Origin of the sequence: Oceanisphaera submarina (genome assembly GCF_046521305.1) — a bacterium.
Taxonomy (GTDB): domain Bacteria; phylum Pseudomonadota; class Gammaproteobacteria; order Enterobacterales; family Aeromonadaceae; genus Oceanimonas; species Oceanimonas submarina.
Window position 1 is genome coordinate 1 of the sequence record NZ_JBKGFN010000005.1, and the last position, 26,917, is coordinate 26,917.

General features: G+C 57.7%; 27 protein-coding genes and 1 riboswitch. Of the genes, 10 read left to right on the plus strand and 17 right to left on the minus strand.

The features are described 5' to 3' along the window. Nucleotides 1-326: 326 nt before the first annotated feature. On the plus strand, nt 327-797 hold the full coding sequence (locus tag ACLEIV_RS06505; RefSeq protein ID WP_410456031.1) for an RNA recognition motif domain-containing protein: 471 nt from the start codon (nt 327-329) through the stop codon (nt 795-797). 25 nt (nt 798-822) lie between these two features. Here the strand turns inward: ACLEIV_RS06505 and murI are convergent, their stop codons facing one another. Both murI and ACLEIV_RS06515 read right to left on the minus strand, forming a co-directional pair. Then, nucleotides 823-1,641, minus strand: a complete 819-nt coding sequence (murI, locus tag ACLEIV_RS06510) for a glutamate racemase (protein ID WP_410455839.1) — start codon at nt 1,639-1,641, stop codon at nt 823-825. 280 nt (nt 1,642-1,921) lie between these two features. Continuing rightward, complete coding sequence (locus ACLEIV_RS06515; RefSeq protein WP_410455840.1) at nt 1,922-3,727, minus strand: TonB-dependent receptor domain-containing protein; 1,806 nt, start codon at nt 3,725-3,727, stop codon at nt 1,922-1,924. Nucleotides 3,728-3,764: 37 nt separating this feature from the next. Beyond that, nucleotides 3,765-3,962: riboswitch (cobalamin riboswitch) on the minus strand. Between the two features lie 179 nt (nt 3,963-4,141). Between ACLEIV_RS06515 and ACLEIV_RS06520 the strand changes: the two genes are divergently transcribed. Further along, nucleotides 4,142-5,479, plus strand: coding sequence for a sulfite oxidase (locus ACLEIV_RS06520; RefSeq protein WP_410455841.1), 1,338 nt, complete (start codon nt 4,142-4,144; stop codon nt 5,477-5,479). Nucleotides 5,480-5,488: 9 nt separating this feature from the next. Beyond that, entirely contained in the window at nt 5,489-5,857 is a 369-nt protein-coding gene (locus ACLEIV_RS06525; RefSeq protein ID WP_410455842.1) for a hypothetical protein, read from the plus strand. Here the strand turns inward: ACLEIV_RS06525 and ACLEIV_RS06530 are convergent. Further along, nucleotides 5,851-6,378 carry an ATP--cob(I)alamin adenosyltransferase gene (locus ACLEIV_RS06530; protein ID WP_410455843.1) on the minus strand — a complete coding sequence of 176 codons (528 nt, stop codon included), beginning with the start codon at nt 6,376-6,378 and terminating at the stop codon, nt 5,851-5,853. The two genes, ACLEIV_RS06525 and ACLEIV_RS06530, sit on opposite strands and share 7 nt — an antisense overlap. 141 nt (nt 6,379-6,519) lie before the next feature. Here ACLEIV_RS06530 and trmA point away from each other — a divergent pair, with 141 nt between their 5' ends. Next, a complete protein-coding gene (gene trmA / locus ACLEIV_RS06535; RefSeq protein ID WP_410455844.1) occupies nt 6,520-7,617 on the plus strand; it encodes a tRNA (uridine(54)-C5)-methyltransferase TrmA in 1,098 nt (365 codons plus the stop codon). A gap of 478 nt (nt 7,618-8,095) precedes the next feature. On the opposite strand, the gene ACLEIV_RS06540 is transcribed toward trmA, so the two are convergent. The 3 genes from ACLEIV_RS06540 to rpmE all read right to left on the minus strand — a co-directional run bounded on the left by ACLEIV_RS06540 (nt 8,096) and on the right by rpmE (nt 10,413). Then, nucleotides 8,096-9,340: a malic enzyme-like NAD(P)-binding protein gene (locus ACLEIV_RS06540; protein ID WP_410455845.1), complete on the minus strand. Its 1,245-nt coding sequence runs from the start codon at nt 9,338-9,340 to the stop codon at nt 8,096-8,098. A gap of 325 nt (nt 9,341-9,665) precedes the next feature. Further along, nucleotides 9,666-9,821 (minus strand): hypothetical protein, encoded by a 156-nt coding sequence (locus ACLEIV_RS06545; protein WP_410455846.1) that lies wholly within the window; start codon nt 9,819-9,821, stop codon nt 9,666-9,668. Between the two features lie 376 nt (nt 9,822-10,197). Then, the gene (gene rpmE, locus ACLEIV_RS06550; protein WP_410455847.1) at nt 10,198-10,413 is read right to left on the minus strand and encodes a 50S ribosomal protein L31; all 216 of its coding nucleotides are present in this window, start codon (nt 10,411-10,413) and stop codon (nt 10,198-10,200) included. A 142-nt stretch (nt 10,414-10,555) separates the two neighbouring features. Between rpmE and priA the strand changes: the two genes are divergently transcribed. Beyond that, nucleotides 10,556-12,754, plus strand: a complete 2,199-nt coding sequence (gene priA / locus ACLEIV_RS06555) for a primosomal protein N' (protein ID WP_410455848.1) — start codon at nt 10,556-10,558, stop codon at nt 12,752-12,754. A 268-nt stretch (nt 12,755-13,022) separates the two neighbouring features. Here priA and ACLEIV_RS06560 read toward each other — a convergent pair whose 3' ends face one another. Next, nucleotides 13,023-13,613, minus strand: coding sequence for an LON peptidase substrate-binding domain-containing protein (locus tag ACLEIV_RS06560; protein ID WP_410455849.1), 591 nt, complete (start codon nt 13,611-13,613; stop codon nt 13,023-13,025). Nucleotides 13,614-13,780: 167 nt separating this feature from the next. On the opposite strand from ACLEIV_RS06560, the gene argS reads away from it, so the two are divergent. The 5 genes from argS to rraA all read left to right on the plus strand — a co-directional run bounded on the left by argS (nt 13,781) and on the right by rraA (nt 18,697). Further along, the gene (argS, locus tag ACLEIV_RS06565; RefSeq protein WP_410455850.1) at nt 13,781-15,535 is read left to right on the plus strand and encodes an arginine--tRNA ligase; all 1,755 of its coding nucleotides are present in this window, start codon (nt 13,781-13,783) and stop codon (nt 15,533-15,535) included. A 3-nt stretch (nt 15,536-15,538) separates the two neighbouring features. Further along, entirely contained in the window at nt 15,539-16,123 is a 585-nt protein-coding gene (locus ACLEIV_RS06570) for an SPOR domain-containing protein (protein WP_410455851.1), read from the plus strand. Between the two features lie 81 nt (nt 16,124-16,204). Next, nucleotides 16,205-16,735 carry an ATP-dependent protease subunit HslV gene (gene hslV, locus ACLEIV_RS06575; protein WP_410455852.1) on the plus strand — a complete coding sequence of 177 codons (531 nt, stop codon included), beginning with the start codon at nt 16,205-16,207 and terminating at the stop codon, nt 16,733-16,735. Nucleotides 16,736-16,784: 49 nt separating this feature from the next. After that, complete coding sequence (hslU, locus tag ACLEIV_RS06580; protein ID WP_410455853.1) at nt 16,785-18,113, plus strand: HslU--HslV peptidase ATPase subunit; 1,329 nt, start codon at nt 16,785-16,787, stop codon at nt 18,111-18,113. 98 nt (nt 18,114-18,211) lie between these two features. Continuing rightward, nucleotides 18,212-18,697: a ribonuclease E activity regulator RraA gene (gene rraA / locus ACLEIV_RS06585; RefSeq protein ID WP_410455854.1), complete on the plus strand. Its 486-nt coding sequence runs from the start codon at nt 18,212-18,214 to the stop codon at nt 18,695-18,697. A 118-nt stretch (nt 18,698-18,815) separates the two neighbouring features. Here the strand turns inward: rraA and ACLEIV_RS06590 are convergent, their stop codons facing one another. The 10 genes from ACLEIV_RS06590 to ACLEIV_RS06635 form a co-directional block, all read right to left on the minus strand. Then, nucleotides 18,816-19,025 (minus strand): cell division protein ZapB, encoded by a 210-nt coding sequence (locus ACLEIV_RS06590; protein ID WP_104486955.1) that lies wholly within the window; start codon nt 19,023-19,025, stop codon nt 18,816-18,818. Nucleotides 19,026-19,167: 142 nt separating this feature from the next. Next, nucleotides 19,168-19,950, minus strand: coding sequence for a serine O-acetyltransferase (gene cysE, locus ACLEIV_RS06595; RefSeq protein WP_410455855.1), 783 nt, complete (start codon nt 19,948-19,950; stop codon nt 19,168-19,170). Nucleotides 19,951-19,953: 3 nt separating this feature from the next. After that, nucleotides 19,954-20,889 (minus strand): cation efflux pump FieF, encoded by a 936-nt coding sequence (gene fieF, locus ACLEIV_RS06600; RefSeq protein WP_410455856.1) that lies wholly within the window; start codon nt 20,887-20,889, stop codon nt 19,954-19,956. Between the two features lie 79 nt (nt 20,890-20,968). Next, the gene (locus tag ACLEIV_RS06605; protein ID WP_410455857.1) at nt 20,969-21,433 is read right to left on the minus strand and encodes a tRNA (cytidine(34)-2'-O)-methyltransferase; all 465 of its coding nucleotides are present in this window, start codon (nt 21,431-21,433) and stop codon (nt 20,969-20,971) included. After that, entirely contained in the window at nt 21,426-22,799 is a 1,374-nt protein-coding gene (gene dinF / locus ACLEIV_RS06610; protein WP_410455858.1) for an MATE family efflux transporter DinF, read from the minus strand. The genes ACLEIV_RS06605 and dinF overlap by 8 nt, the downstream gene beginning before the upstream one ends. Nucleotides 22,800-23,201: 402 nt before the next feature. Then, nucleotides 23,202-23,849 (minus strand): SCO family protein, encoded by a 648-nt coding sequence (locus ACLEIV_RS06615; protein ID WP_410455859.1) that lies wholly within the window; start codon nt 23,847-23,849, stop codon nt 23,202-23,204. After that, on the minus strand, nt 23,842-24,738 hold the full coding sequence (gene cyoE / locus ACLEIV_RS06620) for a heme o synthase (protein WP_410455860.1): 897 nt from the start codon (nt 24,736-24,738) through the stop codon (nt 23,842-23,844). The genes ACLEIV_RS06615 and cyoE overlap by 8 nt, the downstream gene beginning before the upstream one ends. Nucleotides 24,739-24,762: 24 nt before the next feature. Continuing rightward, the gene (locus tag ACLEIV_RS06625) at nt 24,763-25,770 is read right to left on the minus strand and encodes a COX15/CtaA family protein (RefSeq protein WP_410455861.1); all 1,008 of its coding nucleotides are present in this window, start codon (nt 25,768-25,770) and stop codon (nt 24,763-24,765) included. A gap of 9 nt (nt 25,771-25,779) precedes the next feature. Then, nucleotides 25,780-26,229: a hypothetical protein gene (locus ACLEIV_RS06630; RefSeq protein WP_410455862.1), complete on the minus strand. Its 450-nt coding sequence runs from the start codon at nt 26,227-26,229 to the stop codon at nt 25,780-25,782. Continuing rightward, nucleotides 26,219-26,899 (minus strand): SURF1 family protein, encoded by a 681-nt coding sequence (locus tag ACLEIV_RS06635; protein WP_410455863.1) that lies wholly within the window; start codon nt 26,897-26,899, stop codon nt 26,219-26,221. The genes ACLEIV_RS06630 and ACLEIV_RS06635 overlap by 11 nt, the downstream gene beginning before the upstream one ends. Between the last annotated feature and the right edge of the window lie 18 nt (nt 26,900-26,917).

A 26,917-nucleotide genomic window follows, 5' to 3' on the forward strand; every position in this document is an offset into this window, starting at 1 on the left:
TGGATGCGCATTATAGGGAGCGGCCGATTTTGCGCAAGGGCTTTTTTGATAAAAATAGGCCCTTGGCGATCAATTGCTTATACTCCAAGCAAAAGCACAACTTAACCACAGAGTTACCCACATGTGACGCAAGGCCACGCATTAAGCCGATGTAATTTTGACCACCTTTGATGATTTGATTATTCCAGATCACATTTATGGTGCTTACCGATGTCAGCCATTACTCCATAGCTCAATTGAGGCTATGCTGTTATCGATGGTATGAGCTCCATTATTTCAATGCAGACATACCTTACACATTCATCCACTTTGAGATTGGACTGCCGATGAAGTTATCCCAGTACCCTGTTTATATTCAGTCTGCCCTGTTTGCTCTTGTTCTGGCCCTGGTCGGTTATGTAGTTATCGGCTGGGCTGCGCCTTCACTGTCCCCTGCTGTCCTCTTTGCACTTGGCTTGTTCTTGGGAGGCCTGCTGGTCCCCCTGTTTACCCGTACTCCGGTGCCGGCTGCTATTCCAACTACAACTCTGTATGTAGGTAATCTGCCCTATAGGGCCAATGAAGCTTCGGTAAGGGCACTGTTCGAAGACTTTGGTCAGGTGTTATCGGTCAGGTTGATGAAAGACAAACATACCGGCAAACGCCGTGGCTTCGGTTTTGTGGAGATGCCGAGCGATGCAGCACAGTCGGCCCAACAGGCATTGAACGATTCGGAGTTTCAGCAGCGAACACTGAAGGTCAGAGAAGCCAATGAACGTAAAGATGAAGAAGAAGGCAATGATCAGGGCCAGCTCTGATTTCGTCAATTAAGGTGTCGGTCACCTAAGGTGTAAAACACCCGAGTGCACCAAACCCTTCTCTACCAAAAGTCCCGGCCTGTAACCGGGCTTTTTTTGTCAGTTGAGTGCAAAACAGCTGGCCAGCTCCGATATTAGTCTGGTGCGCACTCTGCGATAGCGTCGAGTGCAACAGTAGGCTGGCGACCCGTCGGGCAATAGCTTCACCCGAGTCGATGAGCTTGGCTTGAGGCAGACAGAAACTCAGTTCGTCGGACAACAGAGGGAAATGGGTGCAGCCCAGTACTATGGTGTCCGGCCCTTGCTTACCTCGCCAGGGCGCCAATATCTGGGCCAGTCGATGTATGTCGACCGGCCGATCCGAGAGTTTGTCTTCCGCCATTTTTACCAACTCGGTGGTACCCAGCAAAGACACCTGCAGATCGGCGGCAAAGCTCTGAATCAGCTTGGCGGTATAATGGCGAGACACTGTGCCCGGCGTGGCCAGCAGACCTATATGGCCCGGCTCGCCGGATTGATGAAACAGACGGCTGTATTCGGCGGCCGGTTTGATGGCCGGCACCACTCCCACCACAGGTATGGACAACCGTTCACGCAGTGCGGGTAGTACATGGGTGCTGGCGGTGTTGCAGGCGATAATGGCAATATCGACGGAGTGCCGTACCACGAAGGCCTCGAACAGCTCGACGACCCGCTGAACGAGACGCGTCTCGTCCAGCTCGCCATAGGGGAAGCAGGCGTTATCGAACAGGTACAGGTATTGGTGACCCGGCAGGGTCTTGCTGACCTCTCTATAGACGGAGAGGCCGCCCATGCCGGAGTCGAAGATAAGAATATTTGCCACTGTCTGCCCTTTCTATGCCAGGCCTGCCCTTAAGGTGCAAAGCCTGTCTTCGCTATGCAAGAGCGCCATGATAGCGCCAAAAGCGGCCATGAAAAAGCCGGCGCAGTGGCCGGCTTACATCAGTCAGGTGTCTGTACGGGATGATGAAAGGGCCGGCTCCGCCGACTCGCAACGAGTACACCCATGTATGCTCAACCGCGCCATCCCTGGCGCAGATGGTCGGCGGAGCTAATCCCTTTCACCACCTGCAGACATTTGTGCTGCTAGTATCAAACCACTATCAGAAACGGTAGTCGGCACCGACATAGAACTCCATATCGGGCGCATCGTAGGTATCAACGACCTGATAATCCTTGTCGAACAGGTTGTTGATCTTGCCGTTCAGGGTCAGATTGGGCGTCAAAGGGTAACGGGCGCCGATGTTCCAGATGGTGTAGGAAGGCATTACAACGTCACTATAGGCACTATCATTGCGCTCACCCACATACAAGATCTGAGCAAACAGATCGACGCCTGCTATATCGATGTCACCAGTCCAGCTGGCCTTGCGTCTGGCACGACGAGCCAATTGCCGCCCTTCATTGTTCCCATCCTCTGCATCGGTGTAATCGTAACTAAGAGTATGATTCACAGGGCCGGTTGCGGCTTTTACCACCACTTCTACCCCTTTGATCAAGGCATCGGTGTTTTTCGTTGAGTTAATGTTACCGCCTTGATAGATGATCAGGTTATCGATCTCGTTACGATAAAAGTTTACTTGCCAATCCAGCAGACTGTAATTACCAGTCAGTCCCAACTCCCAGTTTTCAGATTCTTCGGGATTCAGCTCAAGGTTACCGCCAAAGCCATACAAATTACTAAAGGTCGGGGCTTTAAAGGCAGTTCCATAGCTAACTGTTGCTTTATGCTGCCCCGGTAATTCAACCCCAATGGCGCTCTGCCAGGTATCATGGGTGCCAAACTGTTCGTTATCATCCACACGACCAGTCAGCTCGAAGGTAAGCGCTGACCAAGTATGATACAAAGAAGCAAAGACTCCGCTATTATCACGATTTGGTGCAGTAGCGCTGGTAGACTTGGACAATAAGCGATCCTGTTGCCAATCCATACCTGCCAGAGCATAGCCTTGCTCGGAGTACTGGTACTGAATCAGCCCATCAATCCGTGTTGTCGCGGTATTAGTAATATCCGCCGTATGGCGACCGTTTTGCTTGTTCCAGTCTTTTGCCTCGTACTCACCATAACTGGCATTCAATTGACCATTAAACAGTCCATCCTGATAACGAATACCGGTATCAATCTGATAGGCTGTAGTCTGATTTGAATCAGAGCCAGGGCTTCCCCATACCGGTTCGTAGAAATCATACTCGAGATTATTCTCCCAACCATTAAAGTTGGCATCCCAGATCCAGGACTGATCCAACTGATGCTCGATGCCCAGAGTCAGGTTTTTGCTGTCAAAACCATCTCTGTCAGACTGGCTATTGCCGGGAATAACATCATACCCGCGGGTTTCCCGGTAGCCGGTGGCCAGCTGTAGGCGAGTGGCGTCAGTCACCCACTGGTTGATCGACACATCAGCGGCATAGTAGTCGTTACTGCCGGTGGTCACGCCAATTTGAGTGCTGTTGACCTGAGAAGTGGTGATAATATTGACCACGCCGCCGATGGCACGAGAGCCGTAGATGGCGGCACGAGGGCCGCGAATATATTCGATGCGCTCGACGTTACTGACCGGTAACTGGCTGAAATCGACATTGCTGGATACCATCTGCGCCATGGGGCGACCGTTCAGTAATACCAGCACATGATCGGAATTGGTGCCGCGCACAAACAGACTGGAGCCTTGGCCGACGCCACCATACTGACTACCGAATTGCATACCGGGCAGGGCTTCCAGCAGATCCACCAGCGAACGGGGCTGGCGGCGTTCAATCTCGGCCTTGGTGATCACTTCCACCGGCGCCAGGGCGCTGGTGAGCGGCTGCTCAACCCGGTTGTAGATGGTGATATTGGTGGAGTCTGATGAATTCTGGGCATAGGCGGCCCATGGCAGCAAAGCAGCTACCAACAACTTTTTGGACATGTTTTTCCCTAGTACGCGTAGTGACTGCCAGCAGGCCCTTCCTGTTGGCTCTTTGGCAGGTATTCGGGCTTGGAGGCTCGGGCCTTGGCCCACCTAGACGACGGCTTCCCACCCTGTATCAGGCAGTGCCCGGGTTATCCCTGTCGTGTCGTTCCTCTTTACCGCTGCGCGCCAGCTCCGGATTTACACCGGATTCCCGTTTATGCCTGTCGGCACCAAAGCGGGGGCATTATAGGGAATGGAGACCTGACTGTATATGCAGACACGGTGGCCAAATACGCAAATTCGTCATAAAAATTAATATGATGAGGATCTCAACTAAACAATATTTACATACCGGAAACATCTGGTCATTTGCTAATCTGCATTAACCTAGGATCAGGCTCGGCGCCGCAGGCGCACAAGGAGAGAAAAATGGCAAACGACCCAAACAACAACAAAAAGTCCAGTCGGGGCTTGCACGAACTGTACGCAGAAGATCCTGTCAAAGCCGATGAACTGGTGTGGAACCGGGAAACCGACGCCGACAGCCGCCGGGGCTTTCTCAAGCGTGGTGGCCTGCTGGCCATGGCCACGGCCATCGGTGCCAGCATTCCCTTCGCCAACAATATGCCGGCCGGGCTGATCCCCGCCGCCTTTGCCCAGTCCGACGAGCCCTTTACCCTTCCGGGTAAGGAAGGCCTGACCATTCTCAACGACAGGCCAATCAACGCCGAAACCCCGCCTCACCTGCTGGATGACGAAATCACCCCGGCCAAACACATGTTTGTGCGCAACAACGGTCTGCTGCCCGATATCAAGTCGCTGGACCCTGCCGGCTGGACGCTGGAAATTGCCGGCGAGTCCTGCGAAAACCCCACCACCTTTACCCTGGCCGAGCTGAAATCCCGATTCAAGCACCACAGTTATCAGCTGACGGTGGAATGTGGCGGCAACGGCCGCAGCGAGTATACACCTGCCGCCAGCGGCAACCAGTGGACTACAGGCGCCGTGGGTAGCCCCACATTTACCGGGGTAAGACTGAGGGATGTGCTGGAGGCCTGCGGCATCAAGAAGGACGCGGTTTACATCGGTTATTACGGCGGTGACCTGCACCCCAGCGGCGACCCGAGCAAGGAGTCCATCTCGCGTGGCGTGCCCATGTCCAAGGCACTGGAAGACCAGACCCTGATCGCCTGGGCCATGAACGACGAAGATATTCCGGTGCTAAACGGTCACCCTCTTCGTCTGGTGTGCGGCGGCTGGCCGGCCTCCACCTCGGGCAAGTGGCTGAAAAAAATCGTTGTTCGCAACAAGGTTCATGACGGCAACAAGATGGCGGCCCCCTCTTACAGCGTACCCAAATATCCGGTAGCGCCCGGCACCCAGGTGCCGAATGAAGATATGGAAATCATCGAATCCATGCCGGTGAAATCGCTGATCACCTTCCCCAAAACCGGTATCAGCCACAAGCTGGGAGAGCCGTTGCTGGTACGCGGTCACGCCTGGGCCGGCGATTTGGAGGTGACCGAGCTGCATGTTTCCATCGACTTCGGCATCACCTGGCAAAAAGCCGAACTGCGCGCGCCGGCCAACCGCCTGGCCTGGCAGCACTGGAACAGCGAACTGAGCTTTCCGGAAAAAGGCTATTACGAAGTCTGGGCCAAGGCCGTGGACAGCGAAGGCAAGGCTCAACCAATGGTGGTGCCGGGCTGGAACCCCAAGGGCTATCTGAACAACGCCTGCCACCGTATCGCGGTACAAATTGTCTAGGAGGACGTGATGGCACATCCTGTTGCCCTGAGTTTGCTACTGCTGGGCCTGTCGTCCACACCGGCGCTGGCCGCCGAGCTGGATCCGCAAACCGGCTTTATTATCGCCCCCGGCTGGGAAACGGTGCGCAACAACTGCACCGCCTGTCACTCCGCCAAACTGGTCACCCAGAACAGCGGCAGCCGCGAGCACTGGCTGTCGCTGATCCGCTGGATGCAGGACAAACAGGGGTTGTGGCCCTTCGATGCCAACACCGAAGAAACCATACTGACTTATCTGAGCAGCGCCTATGGTCCCAAGGACGACGCCCGTCGTCCACCGTTACGGGCCGAGCAGCTGCCGGAGAACCCCTATCGCCAACCGGCCAAGACTCAGTAATTAATGCTGATATAGGGCACCTCTTCGGTGCCCAGCCGATCCTTGATAGCCACGGTCAGTACGAAGAAGAAGTTGGCCAGCACATTGGCAAAGCGGGGCAGGAGTTCATCGAACTTCCTGCCCTCTTCTTCCAGCCGTACCAGCATGCGCACTATCTTCTTGCCGGTGCAGCGGCACAGATGAAGTTGCGGCACCGGGGCCGGCCCCCTGGGCAGCACAAAGCCGGTCACCCTCCCCTCCGACGCCTGCTGATAATAAGTGTATCTCTGCTTCAGCCAGTCGATATCCTGCTCGAAAATACCGTTCTTGCCCCGAACCGAACCATTGAGGTTGTAGATCAGTGGTTGTAGCCGCTCCAGATCGGCCCGGATGTCGTCGAATCCCTCACCAAGTTGTGACAACACCACGCCGATATGACAGCACAGCTCGTCGGTGAGGATTTCATAATCGCAGGTCAGCCTGGTCTCGAAGATAAAGGGATAACACCACTCCCGCAAATCCTCCGGTTTTTTACGCCGCATCGCTATTTCCTTTTCTTTCAGTCCGTCAGCAAAGATGCAGTCTGGCAAAAGCCAGTTGCGACCACCAGCCCCTCGTCCGATAACTGGACAAATTCACCGCAGCCCGTAGAATTTGCGCTTCGTTTTACAGAGAGGCAACTCATGAGCACAGTGGTCACCCCGCAAACCTACCAGGCACAGTTGGATGAAAAAGCCGACCGGCTTCGGGAAACTTTCGCGCCCTTTACCCCGCCGGCGCTGGACGTGTTTGCCTCCGAGCCCGAACATTACCGGATGCGCGCCGAATTTCGGGTCTGGCATCAAGATGAAGACCTCTACTACATCATGTTTGATCAGGCTACTCGGGAGAAATACCGGGTCGACCAGTTTCCTGCTGCATCCCGCCTGATCAACCAGGCGATGCCGCTGCTGCTGGACGCGCTCAAACCGGATCCGGTACTGCGCCGCAAGCTGTTTCAGGTCGACTTTCTGTCGTCGTTAAGCGGCGAGCTGGTAATCAGCCTGCTCTATCACCGCCAGCTGGACGATGCCTGGCACGTCGCCGTGCAGAATGTACGGGCACGACTGCAACAACAGGGCATTGCCGCCAGCATCATAGGCCGGGCCAAGAAACAAAAATGGGTGGTGGGCCAGGACTATGTGGTGGAGCGGCTGCAGGTACAGGGTAAAGAGCTTGTCTATCAACAGGTGGAAAACAGCTTCACCCAGCCCAACGGCCGCATGAACGAACAGATGCTGAGCTGGGCGTTGGATGCCACCAGAGGTGCCAGCGGCGATCTGCTGGAGCTGTATTGCGGCAACGGCAACTTTTCGCTGGCGCTGGCCGCCAATTTTCGCCGGGTGCTGGCTACCGAAATCGCCAGCTCTTCGGTCAAGTCGGCCCAGTACAACATTGCCGCCAACGGCATCGATAACGTGACCATACTGCGGATGTCGGCGGAAGAGTTTACCCTAGCCATGCGCGGCGTGCGCGAATTCCGCCGCCTGCAGGGCATAGATCTGGCCAGCTACGAGTGCAACACCATACTGGTGGATCCGCCCCGGGCCGGTCTGGACGAGGAAACCGTCAAGCTGGTGCAGGAGTACGACAATATCATCTATATTTCCTGCAACCCGGACACCCTGCGCCAGAACCTGGCAACCCTGTCACAGACCCACGGCATCAGCCGCTTCGCCCTGTTCGATCAGTTCCCCTATACCCATCACATGGAAGCCGGGGTGTATCTGACCCGACGGTGAGGGGTGAGGGGTGAGGGGTGAGGGGTGAGGGGTGAGGGGTGAGGGGTGAGGGGTGAGGGGTGAGGAGAATAATACCCATTACATTAAGAATCTGATCATATTTAGGATCCCGGCTCCAGAGGCAACATAGCCACCTCCCTCGACACGCCATAAACCCATCCCTGGGGGCTCGGAAATGCCATCGCTGGCATTTCACGGTCGTGGGAGGCCATCTCTGTTGCCTCTTGCTGAATACCGAGTTGCCCGCAGACTGTACCAGCAAGAAACTTAGATGCATCAGGGGGGACAAAGGGATCTGTTCCAGCGACCAGCACATGGATGTGTTTGAAGCGGGTCGGTGGAGCGGGCCATTTGTTCGCCCCTTGCAGATCAACCAAATAGAGCAGTTATTTAATCTGTCTAGTATTACAGCTGCCCGAAGGGCTTGTACGATCAAAAAGGGGAGCCGAAGCTCCCCTTTTTCATGTCATGCGTGAAATTAATCCAGCATGTAGTTTTCCGGCAGTTCGATACCGGCTACGCCGGACTCCACCGCAGCCACGGCCACGGCACGAGCTACGCGAGGCAGCAGGCGCGGATCCATCGGCTTGGGGATCACGTAGTCCTTGCCGAACTCCAGTGATTCCACACCGGCGGCAACCAGCACTTCCTGCGGTACCGGCTCTTTGGCCAGACCACGGATGGCGTCGACGGCGGCCACTTTCATCTCGTCGTTGATGCTGGACGCACGAACATCCAGGGCACCACGGAAGATGAAGGGGAAGCACAGCACGTTGTTCACCTGGTTAGGGTAGTCGGAACGACCGGTACCCATAATCAGATCCTGGCGTACGGAATGAGCCAGCTCGGGCTTGATTTCCGGATCCGGGTTGGAGCAGGCGAAGATAACCGGCTTGTCAGCCATCAGTGCAACGGCTTCGGCTGGCAATACGTCTGGTCCGGACACACCCACAAATACGTCGGCGCCAGTGATAACGTCTTCCAGGGTGCGCTTGTCGGTGTTATTGGCAAACAGCGTCTTGTACTCGTTCAGATCATCACGACGAGTATGGATCACACCGTTACGATCCAGCATGTAGATGTTTTCTCGCTGAGCACCACACTTGATCAGCAGTTCCATACAGGCCACCGCGGCGGCACCGGCACCCATGCACACAATTTGAGCATGGGTAATATCTTTGCCCTGAACTTCCAGCGAGTTGATAAGGCCTGCGGCGGTCACAATAGCGGTACCGTGCTGGTCATCGTGGAAGACAGGAACATTACAGCGCTCGATCAGAGCCTTTTCGATTTCAAAGCACTCGGGCGCCTTGATATCTTCCAGATTGATGCCGCCGAAGGTATCAGCAATGGCCGCGACAACCTGAATAAATTCTTCGGTAGTACGGTGCTTTACTTCAATATCAACCGAGTCGATGTTGGCGAAACGCTTGAACAGTAAGGCTTTACCTTCCATTACCGGCTTGGAAGCCAGCGGACCCAGGTTACCCAGACCCAGAATGGCGGTACCGTTGGTGATAACGGCAACCAGGTTGCCCTTACCGGTATATTTGTAGGCATTGTTTGGATCGGCGGCGATTTCGCGCACCGGCTCGGCCACACCCGGGCTGTAGGCTAAGGCGAGATCCTTGGCGGTTTCAGCCGGCTTACTGATTTCAACGGAGATCTTACCCGGCTTAGGTAAGGCATGATAATCGAGCGCTTTTTGACGGAAGTCGGTCATTCTACGAGTACCCTGATGCGATTGTTGACATTTATACGAATTAAGTGTGAACAAGTTTACCACAATATTTATACAATGTGGTAGTAGTCAACTTATTCAACCTTGCCTAGCAAAAACTCATTGCTCTGATTAGTAAAGCTGCCGGGGATGATTTATCCACAATATGTTTCGACCACTGCGGCTGGCACGAACCCGGCCACGAATAAACAGCCGATCTCCCCGCTGAAGCCTCTTCAGGCTGCGACGAGCCGGAGGAAAAATTGGCCAGCGGCGCCTGCCATACTCCGAGGCGCCGTTGACGAGCCCTCTGTTCGGCCGCCAGCCATCATCGCCAGTAATTATCATTGGGCGGGGTAAGCAACAGAGGTCCCAGCCCCTGCTCGAACATCCGGATGACCAGCAAATGGCCGTCAGTCGTGAGTGGATGCACCAGCCAGAGTCCATAATCATCACGCCTTTCAATATCAAAAACCAGTTTCAATCGACTCCTGAGCGGGATTTTATTCAGCAGCCATCGCCGGGTCGCTGCGGCACCGGATTCCGCCGGTAATTAACTGTGTTTATTGAACTCTGGAGTACCGATGCCAATAAAGCGGATTGCTCTGCAGTTTTTGAAAATTACAGTGCTACCATCTGCAATATTCCAAACCTTTGCTGTTTCGTCTGTCGATGGTTTAGGGCGCTCTGCCGCCACCATCAGCGGTCACAATTCCATGTTCAACAGCCATTGCCATCGCTGCATGTTCACTATCCTGACGTAAAAACTGCCATAGCCATGGGGAAAAATCGGCGTCATGCACAAGTTGCGGGCAATAAAAAAGGCGCCCTGAGGCGCCTGTTCTTGCGATGAATATCGCTTATTTGCTGCTGGACAGCGCGCCGAAGCGCTTGTTGAAACGGTCAACGCGGCCGCCGCTATCAACCATTTTCTGCTTACCAGTGTAGAAAGGGTGGCAAGCTGAGCAAACGTCCAGGTTCAGGCTTTTACCCATGGTAGAGCCGACTGTGATCTCGTTACCACAAGAACATTTGGCAGTAATTTCGTTGTATTGTGGGTGAATACCGTTTTTCATGGGGACAACCTCTGAATTTGTAGGCCGTGTCGCTATCTGATCCAATGCCAGACACCACACGAGTAATTCACATTTTGTGAAGGGTGCGAATAATATAGGATCGTTTTTTTACAGGCAAGGGCAAACGGAGGATAAAACACCAATGTCGATACCAGCAACGCAGGGTTTGCTGCGGGTTGCGCTGCCCGCTCCACTGCGGCGAGAATTCGATTATCTCTGCCCCCAGCCCCTGCCCGCTCCCGGCTGCCGGGTATCGGTGCCCTTCGGGAACAGAACCATGACGGCGCTGGTACTGTCGCATCCCGCCGATTCCGACTTCGATGTTACCAAGCTCAAGTCGATCGGTGCCATATTGGATCCGGAGCCGATTCTGGCCGAAGCCGAACTCAGGCTGCTGGCCTGGGCCACGCAATATTACCTGCACGCCCCCGGCGAGGTGTATTTTCAGGCATTGCCCACCCTGTTACGCAAGGGCGAAGCCGCCGCCTACCGCAGCACCGCCTACTGGCATCTGCTCGACGCCGAAGCCTCCGTCTCCGCCCAGGCCATCAAGCAACAGCAGGCGTTGACCTTGTTACGCCAGGGACCCTTGACCGCCGGTGAGCTGGAGATCAGAGGCATCAGCGGCGCCATCCTGCAGGCGCTGGCCAAAAAGCAGCTGATTGAAAAAAGAGAACGACTGCCGGAGCCCGCTGACTGGTACACCGCAGCCACCGAGGTGACCGCTGATGACAAGCCCCGCCTGACCACAGAGCAGGCGCTGGCGGTCAGCCTGATCCAGAGTGCCCAGGGCTTCAGCCCCTTTCTGCTGGAGGGCATCACCGGCTCCGGCAAGACCGAAGTTTATCTGCAGATCATGGAGCCGGTGCTGCGGGCGGGTAAACAGGTGCTGGTGCTGGTGCCGGAAATCGGCCTGACGCCCCAGACCATATCGCGCTTTCAGCAGCGTTTTAAGGTACCGATCAGCACCTTGCATTCGGGCATGAACGAACGGGAGCGGCTGGATGCCTGGCTGTCATGCCGGGACGGTAGCACCGCCATCGTCATCGGCACCCGCTCCGCCCTGCTCACGCCCTTCGCCCGGCTGGGGATGGTGATCATCGATGAAGAGCACGATACCTCGTTCAAGCAACAGGACGGCTTTCGTTACCACGCCCGGGATCTGGCGTTACTACGTGCCCGTCAACTCGACATTCCCATCGTACTGGGCTCAGCCACTCCCAGCTTCGAAAGCCTGCACAATGCGGCCGGAGGAAAATATCAGTTGCTGACCCTGAGCCAGCGACCCGGCACCGCCACCGTGGCCGAGCATCTGCTGCTGGACAGCAAGCATGTACAGATGCACGCAGGACTCTCGCCCCAGCTGCTCCAGTTGCTCGAACAGGAGCTGTCGAAGGGGAATCAGGTGATGCTGTTCCTGAACCGCCGCGGCTATGCTCCGGCGCTCCTGTGTCACGACTGCGGCTGGCTGGCCGATTGCGAGCGCTGTGACGCTCATTATACCTGGCACCGGCACTCCTCCCGTCTGCATTGCCATCATTGCGATCATCAGCGACCACTGCCGCCGGTATGCCCCGGCTGTGGCAGCCAGCAGCTGGTGGGCACCGGCCTGGGCACCGAACAGGTCGAACAGGCCCTGAGCGGACTCTTTCCCCAATACGGTATTATTCGCATCGATCGAGATAACACCCGGCGCAAGGGCAGCTTTCAGCAACATCTGGATGGCATTCGCAACGGCAAGTATCAGATTCTGATCGGCACCCAGATGCTGGCCAAGGGCCATCATTTTCCCGATGTCACCCTGGTGGCGATGCTGGATGCGGACGGCGCCCTCTTCGCCAGCGATTTCCGGGCCACGGAGCGCTTTGCCCAGCTTTATATACAGGTAGCGGGGCGGGCCGGACGAGCCAGCAAGCCGGGCCGGGTGGTGCTGCAGACCCACCAGCCGGAACACGCCCTGCTGCAGGATCTGGCCAACCAGGGGTATCACCATTTTGCCCACAGTGCCCTGCAGGAACGACAGGCCGCCGCCCTGCCCCCGTTCAGCTTCCAGGCGCTGTTTCGGGCTCAGGCCGCCCGGGCCGATCAGGTACAGACATTCTTGCAGCAACTGGTGCAGCAATTGCTGCCCGGACTGCCATCCTCGGTGCTCTGTCTGGGGCCACTCAGTGCCCAGATGGAACGCAAGGCCGGTCAGTACCGCTACCAGCTGTTGCTGCAGGCCGGCAACAGACGCGAGCTGGCGGCGGCCTGTCGCCTGGCACTGGCGATAATCGACACCCAGGCCTCCGCCCGCAAGGTACGCTGGTCACTGGATATCGATCCGGTGGAACTCTGGTAGCCTTAGGGTCTGTTGACCTTTCGAGATGATTTTTGCAGCAGTTTGTGGGGTCTTGATACAAGGCAGAGCTTATGCCGTGTAGTCACTCTACATAAATAAGCGATAACGCAGTAGCCAGACCCCACAAACGCTGCCCTGCGGGTTCGGCCAAACGCGTTTTTCTCTTTGTTGAGAGGGCTGTGTTTAGAATGACTAGGCTACATCCCTCTCACCGCGATAAAAACGCGTTTAACTCGAACAAAATTTCACCGCGAAAGGTCAACAGACCCTAGTGCTGCTGGTCCGGCTGCGACGGCGAGGTCAGCATCGACATCAGGAAACCGAGGGCGCGATGACAGCTGTCTGCCCCCATCAGCTTCAGGGCCTGCCGACTTTTCAGCGGCAGCACTTCCAGCCAGCGCTGGGTTACCCAGGCCGCGTCTCGCCATTGGGGTGCGGGATACAGGCTGGCCAGCTCCGGATATTCGGCAAAGACTTCCTGCAATTTATCGGATAGCACCCGCTCGGTCGGCGACAGGGTACAGGACTGCCAGTTGTCGAGCAGCTCCACCTCGGTCCGCAGCAGGCCATCCGCCTCCCGTTCCAGCTGGAGGATGCGAAAACGGTCCTCGGCTTCCACCGTGATCCCCAGCAGGCCGCCTTCCAGGGTATAGAAGTCGATGATGTTCACCCGGGTACCCAGCGTGAAGAGATCGCTGTGGCTGGCTTCGTCCAGTTCGTCCAGCATACCGATACCAAAGCCGGTTCCGCCGCGGCTCGCCTCGCTCACCATTCTGATATAGCGTTGCTCGAAGATACGCAGCGGAACCTTGCCGCCGGGCATAAGATGAAGGGTCAGGGGTAACAGCGCCAGTTTCATGGCCGGGCTCCTTTCTTCAAGAAGTAGCCATAAAGACCCTTTTTTACCCTATCCACTTTCAATCGGTGCCCCAGCCTTGCCTTGACGGTAGTTTTCTGCACTCGTTATGAGTAGAATTTCTTCCCCCGGGTTATCTCCAACCTTGTCTTAAATTTGGTGAACTGATAATGAAAGAACATATTCAAGCGCTGCTTGAGCAGACGGTCTCTATCCTGAAACAGCAAGGCAAGCTGCCTGCCGAACTGGCGCCCCGCATCCAGGTAGACCGAACCAAAGACAAGGCCCACGGAGATCTGGCCACCAACCTGGCCTTGCTGCTGGCCAAACCCGCCGGACAAAACCCCCGCGCCCTGGCCCAGTTGCTGGTCGATAACCTGCCCGCTTCCGAGCTGGTGGCCAAAACCGAGCTGGCCGGACCCGGCTTTATCAACTTCTTTCTCGACAGCGACTGGCTGGCCGGCCAGATAGACGCCATGGTCGCCGACGAGCGTGCCAATGTGCCGGTAGCCGAGCAGCCCCAGACAGTGGTGGTGGACTATTCCGCACCCAACGTGGCCAAGGAAATGCACGTAGGTCACCTGCGCTCTACCATCATCGGTGATGCCGTGGTGCGCACCCTGGAGTTTCTCGGCCACAAGGTAATCCGGGCCAACCACATCGGCGACTGGGGCACCCAGTTCGGCATGCTGATCGCCCACCTGGAGCAACTGGAGAAAGAAAATCCGGACGTGCTTTCTTCCGGCCTGTCGGATCTGGAGCAGTTCTATCGCGAGTCCAAACAGCACTACGACGCGGATCCGGACTTTGCCGAGCGTGCCCGGGGTTACGTGGTGAAGTTGCAGGGCGGCGACGCCTATTGTCTGGCCATGTGGCAGAAGCTGGTCGATATTACCCTGCAGCATAACCAGCAGGTTTATGACCGGCTCAACGTTTCCCTGACCCCGGCCAACGTCATGGGCGAGAGCATGTACAACTCCATGCTGGCCACCATAGTCGCCGATCTGCAGCAGAAAGGGCTGGCGGTGGAAGACGAAGGCGCCATAGTGGTCTACCTGGACGAGTACAAGAACAAGGACGGTGACCCCATGGGGGTGATCATCCGCAAAAAGGACGGCGGTTACCTCTATACCACCACCGATATCGCCTGTGCCAAATATCGTTACGAGCAGTTGGGCGCCGATCGGGTACTGTACTTCATCGACTCTCGCCAGCATCAGCATCTGATGCAGGCCTGGAGCATAGTACGCAAGGCCGGGTATATTCCCGAGTCGGTCAGCCTGGAGCATCACGCCTTCGGCATGATGCTGGGTAAGGACGGCCGCCCGTTCAAGACCCGCTCCGGTGGCACCATCAAGCTGGTGGACTTGCTCGAAGAGGCGGAAGAACGCGCCGCCGCCCTGCTGGCGAAGAAAGACACCGGCCTCAGCGAAGAAGAAAAGCGTCAGGTAGTCAGCCGGGTCGCCATGGGGGCGGTGAAATACGCAGATCTGTCCAAGAGCCGCACCACCGATTACATCTTCGACTGGGACAACATGCTGTCGTTCGAGGGTAATACGGCGCCTTACCTGCAGTATGCCTATACCCGGGTGCAGTCCATTTTCCGCAAGGCCGGCGTCACCGCCGAGTCCCTGCAAGGCCAGATCAGCATCCAGGCCCCCGCCGAAGAAGCCCTGGCCCAAAAACTGGTGCAGTTCAACGACACAGTAAAATCGGTGGCCGACAAGGGGCTGCCGCACCTGCTGTGTCTGTATCTGTACGAGCTGTCCGGCGCCTTCATGAGCTTCTATGAGGCCTGTCCCATCAACAAGGATGGCGTCAGCGCCGAAGAGCGGGCCAGCCGTCTGCGGTTGTGTGCGGCCACCGCCAAGGTACTGGAACAGGGCCTGTCGCTGCTCGGCATCGACACCATGGAGCGCATGTAAACCATGGCCAGGGATTACGTCCGGCGCAGCAAGCCAAAAAGCACAAGCAAAGGCAAGAGCAGCAGCCGCCCCGCCCGGGGCGGCAGTCGCGGCCGCGCACCACAGCGACGAGTTCCCTGGCTGGCCATCATACTGGTGCTGATGCTGGCAAGTGCCCTCGGCTACCTGCTGTCCATCATCAAGGGCGCCGCCGACCACCGCCGACCGGAGCCGCCTCCGGCCGTCACCCACACCCAGGCCCCCACACCGGTCAATCCCATCGATCAGAAGCCGGTGGAAAAGTGGCGCTATATCGAGCAACTGGAAAACAAGGAAGTGGTCGTTAATGTGCCCGAGGCCGAAAAATCGACCCAGCCTTACCTGATGCAATGCGGATCCTTTCGCACCGCCGCCCAGGCCGAGCAGCTCAAGGCCCGCATCGCCTTTCAGGGGCTGGAAGCCCAGGTTCGTCGCAGCACCGGCAGCAACGGTGTCTGGTATCGGGTTATTTTGGGTCCCTACGACAGCAAGCGGCTGGCCGAGACCCACAAGCACAAGCTGCTGCGGGCCAACGTCAACCATTGTGCAATCTGGTTCTGGGAGGGTTGATCTCTTCCCCTGCCGTCCCCATTTCTGTGTTCATGACATTTCTGCCAGCCAGGCTGGCTACACAGTCAAGTGAGGTTCACAGTGACAACGATCGTTTCAGTTCGCCGTAACGGCAAAGTGGTTATCGGCGGCGATGGCCAGGTTTCCCTGGGCAACACCGTCATGAAAGGCAATGCCCGCAAGGTACACCGCCTGTTTAATGGCAAGGTACTGGCCGGTTTTGCCGGTGGCACCGCCGACGCCTTTACCCTGCTGGAACGGTTTGAAGCCAAGCTGCAGGCGCACCAGGGCAACCTGGAACGCGCCGCCGTGGCGCTGGCCAAAGACTGGCGGACCGACCGCAGCCTGCGTCGGCTAGAGGCCCTGCTGGCGGTGGCTGACGACAAGAACTCCTTCATCATTACCGGTAACGGCGACGTGGTACAGCCCGAGCAGGATCTGATCGCCATCGGCTCGGGCGGCGCCTTTGCCCAGTCCGCCGCCCGAGCCCTGCTGGAAAACACCGAACTGGAAGCGGCCGATATCGTCAAGAAAGCGCTGGCCATTGCCGGTGACATCTGCGTCTTTACCAATGGTAACCAGACCATCGAAGAGCTGGATTACAGCCACTGAATTTGCTTTCGGGCAGGTGGCGAGCCTGTCCGCACCACAGGATTTGATTATGTCTGACATGACCCCAAGAGAAATCGTCCACGAACTGGACCGCCATATCGTCGGCCAGTCTGCCGCCAAACGCGCCGTGGCCATCGCCCTGCGCAACCGCTGGCGCCGGATGCAGCTGACCCCCGAGCTGCGCCAGGAAGTCACGCCCAAGAATATTCTGATGATAGGCCCGACCGGGGTCGGCAAGACCGAAATCGCCCGCCGGCTGGCCAAGCTGGCCAACGCCCCCTTCATCAAGGTAGAAGCGACCAAGTTCACCGAAGTCGGCTACGTCGGCAAGGAAGTGGACACCATCATCCGCGATCTGACCGATATCGCCATGAAGATGACCCGCGAACAGCAGATGGACAAATTCCGTCACCGCGCCGAAGAAGCGGCAGAAGAGCGGGTATTGGACGCCCTGTTGCCCAACCCGCGCAACACCTGGGGTGAAGAAGAGAAGGCCAACAACAGCAACAGCCGGCAGATTTTCCGCAAGAAGCTGCGCGAAGGCCAGCTCGACGACAAGGAAATCGAAATCAATGTCTCTGCCCCGCAGATGGGCGTAGAGATCATGGCGCCACCTGGCATGGAAGAGATGACCAACCAGCTGCAGGGCATGTTCCAGAACCTGTCCGGCAACACCAGCAAGCAGCGCAAGATGAAAATCAAGGACGCCATCAAGCTGCTGGTCGAGGAAGAGGCCGCCAAGCTGCTGAACCCGGAAGAGCTGAAGGAACAGGCCATTCACGCGGTGGAAAACCAGGGCATCGTCTTCATCGACGAGTTCGATAAAATCTGCAAGCGCGGTGAAAGCTCGGGCCCCGACGTGTCCCGTGAAGGGGTACAGCGGGATCTGCTGCCGCTGATCGAAGGCAGTACCGTCAACACCAAGCACGGCATGGTACGCACCGACCATATGCTGTTCATCGCCTCCGGTGCCTTTCAGGTGGCCCGGCCCTCGGATCTGATCCCCGAACTGCAGGGGCGCCTGCCGATCCGGGTCGAGCTGGACTCGCTGAATACCGATGACTTCGAACGCATCCTCACCGAGCCCAATGCCTCGCTTACCGAGCAGTACAAGGCGTTGCTGGCCACAGAAAACGTGACCGTCGACTTCACCAAGGCCGGCATCCGCCGTCTGGCCGAAGCCGCCTGGCGCGTGAACGAGACCACCGAAAATATCGGTGCTCGCCGGCTGCATACGATAATGGAGCGACTGCTCGATGAGCTGTCCTTCGAGGCGTCCGACAAGTCCGGTGACTCCATTCTGGTGGACGAAGACTATGTGGATCGTTACCTCAAGAACCTGGTCGAAGACGAAGATCTGAGCCGCTATATCCTCTAACCCGCCATGCTAACGGGAGCGGTCACACAATTGTGATTGAAAACCGCTCCCGCCCCTTTATACTTGATGTCACCTTGTTTCCAGATGTGGCTGATTCCATGGAATACAATACTTCAGAACTGTGCGATACCTATATTGACATGGTGGACGTGGTCGAACCCATGTTCTCCAGCTTTGGCGGCCGTAACTCCTTCGGCGGCACCATTTCCACCATCAAGTGTTTCGAGTCCAACGGCCTCATCATGGCGGCAGTAAAAGAAAACGGCGTGGGTCGGGTGTTACTGATCGACGGCGGCGGCTCACTGCGCCGGGCACTGCTCGATGCCGACATCGCCGAAACCGCGGCGGAAAACGGCTGGGAAGGCATCGTCTGCTATGGTTCCATACGTGAAGTAGATGCACTTGAAGATCTGGATATCGGCATTCAGGCACTGGCCTCCATTCCGGTCGGCGCCGATGACAGCGAGGTTGGCGATCAGGAAATTCCGGTCAATTTCGGTGGTGTAACCTTCTTGCCGGCGGACCATCTTTACGCTGATACCACGGGTATTATTCTCTCCCCCGAGCCACTGGATATCGAATAGAAGACAGCTGCAAACTTCAAGACACAAAGAGGCCGGCCCCCTGGGGCCGGCCTCTTTATCGTTATCAGCCCTCGATGGCGGCCGATACAGATAACGCCGGCACTGCCGGCGTTAGGGTTCAGGCGCTTTCTTCTACCTGATCGATTTTACCCAGCAACACCCGCAGGCGCTCTTGCCAGGTATCATGCTGCTGCTTCAGCTGCTGGTTTTCTTCGCCCAGCTGACCATTTTGCTCTTTCAGTTCATCGACTTCCATTTGCAGCAGGGAAATGGTGTCCACTGCCGCCTGGATTTTGGATTCCAGTTTTTCCAATACATCAAAAGACATGCACTCACCCCTAAATGACGGTTATCCGGCCCGCAGGCCCCTCAGCGCTCGAGGATACCGCGGCCACTCCAAGACGACAAGCGGCCCCCGCTATCTCGGCACCCTTTACGGTTAATTTATGTTGGTTGCGTCAACAAAAGTCTCAGATATTCTGACTCATATCCAGTGACGGCTTGTCGGAGCCGGGGCGACCGACCACTCGGGCCGGCACCCCTGCTACCGTGGTGTGCGGTGGCACCGGCTCCAGCACCACACTGCCGGCGCCAATCTTGGCACCTTTTCCCACTTCGATATTGCCCAGGATCTTGGCGCCGGCACCGATCATGACGCCTTCCCGGATCTTGGGGTGGCGATCGCCACCTGCCTTGCCGGTACCACCCAGGGTCACGCTTTGCAGTATGGAAACATCGTCTTCAATCACCGCGGTTTCGCCCACCACTATGCCGGTAGCATGATCGAACATGATGCCCTTGCCGATACACGCCGCCGGATGCACATCCACCCCGAATACCACCGATATCTGGTTCTGCAGGTAGGTAGCCAGCGAGCGACGGCCATGGCGCCACAGCCAGTTGGAGATGCGGTAGCCCTGCAAGGCATGAAAGCCCTTCAGATAAAGCAGCGGGGTGGAAAACAGCTCCACCGCCGGATCCCGTTCCTGTACCGCACAGATGTCCATGGCGACCATATCCAGCAGTGCCGGCTCTTCGTCCAGCGCCACCTCTATCACTTCCCGCAGGCTGATCGCAGGCATCACCGAGCTTTCCAGCTTGTTGGCCAGAATAAAGCTCAGGGCACATTTCAGGGTGTCGTGATTCAGGATGGTCGAATAATAAAAACTGCCGAGCATCGGCTCTTCTGCAATCATCCGCTGGGCTTCTTCGCGGATGCGCAACCAGGTGCTGGATTGAATGCCGTCTTCCATGGGTTAAACCTTGTCTTCTATGAATTTATGTTCACTCATATCCTGAGAATGGGCTTCTCGGGGCAGGACCGAAATGGGGTCCATATGAATAATAACGTCGGTATCGGGAAACAGCTCATGCAGTTCCCGCTCTGCCTGATCGGCAATTCGGTGGGCGCGCACCAGAGGCAACTTGTCGTCCAGCTCCAGATGCAGCTGGATAAAGCGAGTCTGGCCCGACTGACGGGTACGCAGCTCATGCAACCCGTAGACACCCTCTACCGCCAGACACGTCTCAATAATGCGCTTTTGCTCCGCTTCCGGCAACCGCCGGTCGAGCAGCATCTGCACCGCGTCATAACCGATTTTCAGCGCGCCCTTGAGAATATAGGCCCCGATCAGCAGCGCAAATACCGCATCGGCCCAGTGCCAGCCAAACCAGGCCAGTGCTATGGCCACCAGCACACCGACATTGAGCAGAATATCCGAGCGATAATGCAGCTGATCGGCGCGAATCGCCACCGAACCGGTCCGTTTGATCACATATCCCTGAAACATCACCAGACCGACGGTCAAGACCAGCGAAAACAGCATGACCCAGATCCCCAGCACCGCATGGGTCACCTCCTGAGCGTTAAACAGGCGGGAGATACCCGTGATAATCAGAAAAATGGCCGAGCCACTGATGAAGGCGGACTGGGCCAGTCCGGCCAGGGATTCCGCCTTGCCATGACCGAAACGATGTTCCGGGTCCGGCGGCACCAGCGCATAGCGAATCGCCATCAGGTTGATAAGCGAAGCACTGATATCGAGCAAGGAGTCGGTCAACGAGGCCAGCATGCTGGCCGAACCGGTATAAAACCAGGCCAGCAACTTGGCCAGTATCATCAGCCCGGCCACCGCAGTCGCAGCCACCGCCGCCGTGGTGACCAGTCGAGAATAGGAAGTGGGTTCTTTCATGGGTCAGCCGCCAAACAAAGTTTATTGCAGTATACCCTCGTCCTGCCACCGAGGTGAGACCGCGGGCATGTCGTCAGGGCTATTTCGCTCCGGCAAAGTCGTGTTGACGCCAGGCCTCGTAGCTGATGATGGCCACCGCATTGGACAAGTTAAGGCTGCGGCTGTCCGGCTGCATCGGAATGCGAATTCGCTGCTCCGGCGCCACCGACGCCAGTACCTCGTCCGGCAGGCCCCGGGTTTCGGGTCCGAACAGCAAGACATCGCCGGACTGATAGAGCGGCTCATGATGGGGTCGGCTGCCCTTGGTGGTACAGGCAAACAGTCTCCGCCCGACCATCGCCTGCAGAAACGCCGGATAGTCCTTATGCACGCTGATACGGCCAAAGTCCGCATAATCCAGCCCGGCCCGGCGCAGTTTTTTTTCTTCTAAATCGAAACCGAGCGGCTCGATCAGGTGCAGGTGACAGCCGTTGTTGCGCGCCAACCGCATTATGTTGCCGGTGTTGGGTGCTATCTCCGGCTCGTAAAGCGCAATATCAAACATCGTTGGTTTCTCTCATCACGTCGTCATGATCCATAAAGCCCTGCCGACGCTCCAGCCGCCACCAGGCCCAACCCAGAGTCAGCCCCCGGGCCAGCATAAAACACAGCATGGCCAGCCAGAGTCCATGATTCCCGAGCCCCTGCGCCAGCCACCACACCGGGAAAAACACGCCGGCGGTGGACAGCAGCATCATGTCACGCATCTCGCCCCCCCGGGTGGTACCGATAAAGATACCATCGAGAATAAAACACCAACAAGCCGCCAGCGGCATCAGCACCAGCCAGGGCAGGTACAGGCTTGCCTGGTCTCGTACACCAGGAATACCGGTAATCAATCCAATCAGCGGTTCGCCCGCCAGGACAAAGAGCAGGGTGAACAACAGGGCCACCACGCCGCCCCAGAACAGATTCAGGGCACAAGCCAGACGAAAGCCCGTTCTGTTGCGCTCTCCCGTCGCCTTGCCCACCATGGCCTCGACCGCATAGGCGAAGCCGTCCAGCCCGAAGGAGATGAACATCAGAAAATTCATCAGCACCGCATTGGCAGCCAGCACCTCATCACCCAGGCGTGCCCCCTGAAAGGTCATGAAGGCGAAGCACAGCTGCAGGCACAGTGCGCGAATGAAAATATCCCGGTTCAGCCCCAGCAGCCGCTTGAAGGCGGCCAGGTGCAGGATTCGTTGCCAGAAGCCCGCCGCCGGCATCAGGCCCCGCGCCTGCAGAGTACGCCATACCAGCCAGGCACCCAGCACCATGGCCAGATAATCCGCCAGCACCGAGGCCGCCGCCGCCCCCTTGACCTGCCAGCCCAGCCCCAGCACAAACCAGATATCGAGCAGAATATTGGCCCCGTTGCCCAGGATCAACAGCCACATCGGCGCCCGCGCATTCTGATTGCCCAGCAGCCAGCCCAGCAGCACCAGATTGGTCAGTGCCGCCGGCGCGCTCCAGATCCGGATCATCACATAGTCGCGGCCATAGCGCTGCACCTCGTCGCTGCCGCCGACCAGCGAGAACGCCAGATCCATCAGCGGTTGCTGCACCAGCAGTATCATCAGCGCCAGCCCCCAGGCCAGCAGCAGACCGCGCGCCAGCACCTGCAGCAAGCGTTCGCCATCTCCGGCACCCACCGCCTGGGCCGCCAGCCCTGTGGTCGACATGCGCAGGAAACCCAGCAACCAGAAGATCAGGCTGATGATGGTGGCACCCACCGCCACGCCACCCAGGTAATAGGCATGCTCCAGATGACCGATGACGATGGTGTCCACCAGCCCCAGCAAAGGCACGGTAATATTGGAGAGTACCATCGGCAGGGCCAGCGCAAACACCTGACGGTGCCGGGCCCCGTTGAGAAAAGATGACCACATAAACAACTCTTGCTGACTTGGTGAGGAGGAAGTTATACCAATTTGAATAAAGATCTGATCATTTTTAAACCCGAGCTCAGAGGCAACACAGCCGCCTCCCACGACACGCCATAAACTCATCCCTGAGGGCTCAGGAAATGCCGTCCATGGCATTTCACGGTCGTGGCAGTCGATCTCCTGTTGCCTCTCTCGTGCACCGAGTTACCTGTAAACGACGCCAATAGACAGCTCCTTGGCATCAGGGAGGATAAAGGGATCTGCTCCGCCGACCCGCCGCGCCAAGGATGGCGCGGCTGAGCCTACATGGAGGTATTCACGGCATGTCGGCGGAGCGGGCCATTTGTCCGACCTTTGCAGAGCAACCAAATAGATCAACTATTTAATCCCTTTGGTATTATTCGTTTAATCGCCCCAATGGGCCACTATGCCGGAGAAGTTTCTCACCAGTTCGGCGCCATTGACCAGCGGCATCGGATTCTGTTCGTCGAAGCCAGGCCGGAAGGAGGCATGCAGTTGCCCCCTGGGATTCACCAGGGCGATGGAGGCGGAATGGTCGACCAGATAATCGGCCTGGTCCCGTTCGAAGATACCGTAAATCAGCCCCAGCTGCTGCATCGCCGGCGTCAGCCGTTCATGCTCGGCGGTAACCGCCACGAAATCGGGATTGAAATAGGCGGTATAGGCTTTCAGACGCTCGGGGGTATCGCGGGCCGGGTCCGCCGAAACAAACACTACTTGTGCCTTGTCGCTCAGTCGGGTCAGTTCGGGGTAAATCCGTGCCAGATCCGACAAGGTGGTAGGGCAGATATCGGGGCAGTGGGTATAACCGACGAACACCAGGCTCCAGCGCCCGAGCAGATTCTGCTCGGTAAAGGACCGGCCGTCGGCGTCTGTCAGCGTGAAAGGCGTCAGGGTGCGGGGCTCGGGATAGATCACCACCGCCTCGGTCAGATTATTCTTTCTGTCCGCATACCAGGCAGCCCCAGTCAGGATACCGGCAGTGACCAGAAAAATCGCCAGTATCCATATCCATCTGTTCGTATTAGCCATAGTTTATCCAGTGATCCGCCAGTATAAGGACAAAAAGCCACATCAGGTGACTGATTGAAAAACGGAAGCATTGTAGTGCGGTTTGAGGCCCGGGTCTAAACTTCAGCCGCCAGGCCCACTGAATAAAGCGCAGATTCAGCAGGGTGGACCCCGCCAGATACAAGATACCGGACATACCGACTATCCAGGGAAGCAGGCAGACCAGGGTCAGCAGCAGGGTGTAGAGCAGCACACAGGTCTTGCTGAACTCGATGCCATGAGTGACCGGCAGCATGGGTATTTCCGCCTTGGCGTAATCGTCCCGCCGGTGAATGGCCAGTGCCCAGAAATGCGGTGGGGTCCAGGCAAAAATGATCATCACCAGCAGCAGCGCATGGCCATGAAACTCGCCGGTTACCGCCGTCCAGCCCAGCAGCGGCGGCATGGCACCAGCCAAGCCACCAATCACGATATTCTGTGGCGTGGCTCGCTTCAGCCATACCGTATATACCACCGCATAGCCCAGCAGCGAGGCCAGAGTAAGCCAGGCGGTGAGTGCATTGACCCAGAGTAACAGTATGGCGAGGCCCGCCGCCGACAGAACAAAGGCAAAGGCCAGTGCCGGACCGCCCTGTACCCGGCCCTGGGCCACGGGCCTGTGATAGGTGCGGGCCATCTTGATATCGATGCGTCGGTCCAGCACATGGTTGATGGCCGCCGCCCCACCGGCCATCAGACCGATGCCGAGGGTGGCCACCAGCACCCGCCACGGCGTCGGCAGGGTCTCGGTCAAAAACATACCCACCACCGCCGTCAGCAGGATCAGGGCCACTACCCTGGGTTTGGTGAGGGCAAAATAATCCCGCCAGCTTAATGTCCAGCTTCTGGATAACAGCGCGCTTCTAGCCATACAGCCTCCATCGGGTCTATCCCGTCAGTTTTCATTCATTGCGGCGACGAAGCCATGAACAGGCACCGGATTGGCTCTGGCTCGCCAGAGTCGCTCACCGGTTCCCGTTAACACCAACAACAAGATGGCGGCACCGGCGTTGTGGGCCACCGCCACCGCCAGCGGCAGGTGCAGCACCACATTGGCCACCCCCAGCGCCAGCTGCATAATCACTCCCAGTACCAGCCAGGCTCCCCAATAACGCAGCACCGGCTGCTGCCACAGGCGCCAGGCCAGCATCAGCAACACACAAGCGGTGACCATGGCCCAGAGCCGGTGTGCCGCATGAATGGTGACCCTTTCATCCTGGCTCAGTACCCCGTACTGGTAGTTTTCTGCCGGCACCCCGTGGGGATGAAAGGCGCTCCACTGCCACTGGCTCGGCCAGTCGCCCTGACACACAGGCAACTCGAGGCAGGCCATGGCCGCGTAGTTGGCCGCCGTCCAGCCACCCAAGGCAATCTGCAGCAGCAAGGCCCCCAGCGCCAGCAGAAACCAGCCACCCAGGCTCCGTCCACGACAGGTCTCCCGGGGTGGGCGGGTTTTACAGAGCAGAAGAAACAGCAACGCCAGTATGGTGAAGCCCCCCAACAGATGCCCCATGACCACGAAAGGCAACAGGTTGAGGGTCACCGTCAGCATGCCGAGGGTCGCCTGGCCACACACCAGCACCAGCAGCCCCCAGGTAAAGCCTCGATAGGCTCTTTGAGATGAACGCAGCGACCAGAGCGCCATCAGCAATATGGTGCAACCCAGGGTGCCCGCCGCATAGCGATGCACCATCTCGTTGCGGGCCTTGGCCATTTCCAACGGATTATCGGGAAAACGCAGCGCCGCCGTGGCATGGTCCTGGGCCGAGCCGGGCACATAGTTGAAACCATAACAACCGGGCCAGTCGGGACAGCCCAAGCCTGCATCGGTCAGCCGGGTATAGGCTCCCAGCACCACCACCACCAGGGTCAGCCCAAAGGCAAAGAGGCACAGTAGACGCATGGCTTCCTCCTATCCGGCCCGGGAAAATTTGAGCAGGCGGCGCAAGTCACCGAGTAGCGCCTTGCCGGTCAACCGATCTCCGACCTCATCGCCACTCAGGGGGTAACGCATGATCAACAGGCCCGGCGGGTCGGCAATATAGACAAAGCCCGCCTCCAGCCCGGTACTGGCCGGCAGTCGCAGCACCGACACCCGGTTGCTGTCTCGTCCCAGGGCGAGGTCGATATTGTTCAGCAAGGGCTCGGCCAGCACACAGGACTCGCATTCGGGGGGGACCGGCAAGACCAGCCGCCACTGAGTATCCTCGGTGATCCGCCCCTCCACCCACTCCCCATGCGCCTTGACACCGGGGGTGAACCAGCCCTGTGACAGGGTCAACCAGGCCAGGCCCACCGGCAGCAGAAAGACACCCAGCAAGGCCAGCATCGTTTTATGGGTTTTACGGGTTTTATGCTTCATCTCGCCTCCGATAACACCACGCTGCGGCGACCCAGATTGCCAGCGTCATGGCAAACCACTGCACCGCATAACCGATATGTCGCTCCGGCCCCATTACCACCGGCTGCCAGTCATCTTTTTCAACGCCAAGTTTCAGCACGAAGGGCAGCGCCTGCTGGCCCCATATTTGCTCTATCCGGATTTGTTCCAGGCCGGACACACGGCGCAGCCGGGGCTCGAAAGGCACCTCGCCCAAAGACAAGGGGGGAACATAGAGTCGGATGATATTGCCGGATAACTGCACTGTGCCTTCCGGCGAAGGCACCTGTGGCAGCTTGCGCCGATCCGGGTCGGCCGGCCACCAGCCCGTATCCACCGCCAGCAGACCATATCGGGTTTGCAACGGCCGGATCAGCCGATAACCCACCCGGCCTGACTCTATCTGGTTATCGAGAAAGAGATCGCCACCGGCCAGATAGACACCACTCACCTCCAGACGGTAGCCGAAGGGGGTCTGCATGCTTAGGGCTTCATTCAACGCCAGGCTGATATTGCGACGTTGCTGCCATTCCTGCAGCAACAGCCGTTTCTCGTCGGCCCGTGACAGCTGCCATATCCCCATGGTGATCATCAGCAGAGTCATCACACCGGTCAGTACCAGCAGCCCCCCACTTTTTCCTATACTCAACATCCAGTCTCTCCAGGAAAA